At 70.1% G+C, this 1,681-nt stretch carries 1 protein-coding gene; it reads left to right on the forward strand.

From position 1 onward, the window contains the following. Positions 1–1,681 (forward strand): type I polyketide synthase (locus ABT092_RS30885; protein ID WP_351249816.1); only part of this gene is annotated, 1,681 nt, incomplete at both ends.

Genomic DNA, 1,681 nt, shown 5'->3' on the forward strand with positions numbered 1-1,681 from the left:
CCTCCCGCCTCGGCAACACCCCCCTCCCCGAAGGCGTCGACACCTACCTCGGCAACGGCAGCCTCGGCAGCATCGCCTCCGGCCGCGTCTCCTACACCCTCGGCCTCGAAGGGCCCTCGCTGTCGGTCGACACGGCGTGCTCCTCCTCGCTGGTCGCCCTCCACCTGGCCGTTCAGGCGCTGCGCGGCGGCGAGTGCCAACTGGCGCTCGCAGGCGGCGTGTCGGTGATGTTCACGCCGGAGACGTTCATCGACTTCAGCCGGGCCAACAACCTCTCCCACGACGGTAGGGCGAAGGCGTTCGCGAGCGCGGCGGACGGCACCAGCCTCTCCGAGGGGGTGGGTGTGCTGGTGGTGGAGCGGTTGTCGGACGCCCAGCGCAACGGCCACCGGGTACTCGCGGTGATACGCGGCTCCGCGGTCAACCAGGACGGCGCCAGCAACGGCCTCACCGCCCCCAACGGCCCCTCCCAACAACGCGTCATCCGCCAAGCACTAACCACCTCAGGACTCACCCCCACCGACATCCAAGCCGTCGAAGCCCACGGCACCGGCACCGTCCTCGGCGACCCCATCGAAGCCCAAGCACTCCTCGCCACCTACGGCCAGAACCGCCCCGACAACGACCCCCTCTGGCTCGGCTCCATCAAATCCAACATCGGCCACACCCAAGCCGCGGCGGGGGTGGCGGGGATCATCAAGATGGTGATGGCGATGCGCCACGGGGTCCTGCCCAGGACCCTGCACGTGGACGAGCCCTCCTCGAAGGTGGACTGGACGGCCGGACAGGTCGAACTGCTGACGGAATCCAGATCTTGGGAGGCCGTGGGGCCTCGGCGGGCTGGTGTGTCGTCGTTCGGTATCAGCGGGACGAACGCGCACGTGATCCTGGAGGAGGCTCCCGAGGAGCCAGTGACTGGGGATGGGGTTGGGGTTGGGGTTGGGTCGTCGTCGGTGGGGGTGGTGGGGTGGTTGCCTCTGGTGTTGAGTGCGCGTTCGGTCGAGGCGTTGCGGGCCCAGGCGCTGGGGCTGGTGGGTGTGTTGGAGGCGGAGGATGCTCCGGGGTTGGGGGAGGTGGCGGTGGCGCTGGCGACGACCCGGGCCGGGTTCGAGCATCGTGCCGTGGTCACCGGGACCCGTCCTGACGACGTCCTCGAAGGTCTCCGCGCCCTCGCGGTCGGTCGGACCACCCCCCACACGTTCCACCGCACCACCAGCGAAGGCCGCCTCGCGTTCCTCTTCACCGGCCAGGGAGCACAACGGCTCGGCATGGGGCGTGGGTTGGTGGAGGCGTTCCCGGTGTTCGCGGATGTGTTGGGCGAGGTGTGTGGGCATCTCGACGCATCGCTACCGAAGCCGCTGCGCGAGGTGATGTTCGCCGCCGAAGGGTCCGACGAAGCCGCACTCCTGGACCGTACGGAGTTTGCGCAGCCGGCGTTGTTCGCCGTCGAAGTGGCCCTGTTCCGCCTGGTGGAGTCCTGGGGGGTGCGGCCCGACGTCGTGGCGGGGCATTCGATCGGTGAGATCGCTGCCGCGCACGTGGCCGGGGTGTTCTCCCTCGCCGACGCAGCCGCCCTGGTCGCCGCACGCGGCCGGCTGATGCAAGCCCTCCCCGAAGGCGGCACCATGGCCGCCCTCCAAGCCACCGAAGACGAGGTGCGTGCCCTCCTCGGCGAGGCCAC

It is taken from the genome of Streptomyces sp. NPDC002490 (assembly GCF_040296045.1).
Classification (GTDB): domain Bacteria; phylum Actinomycetota; class Actinomycetes; order Streptomycetales; family Streptomycetaceae; genus Streptomyces.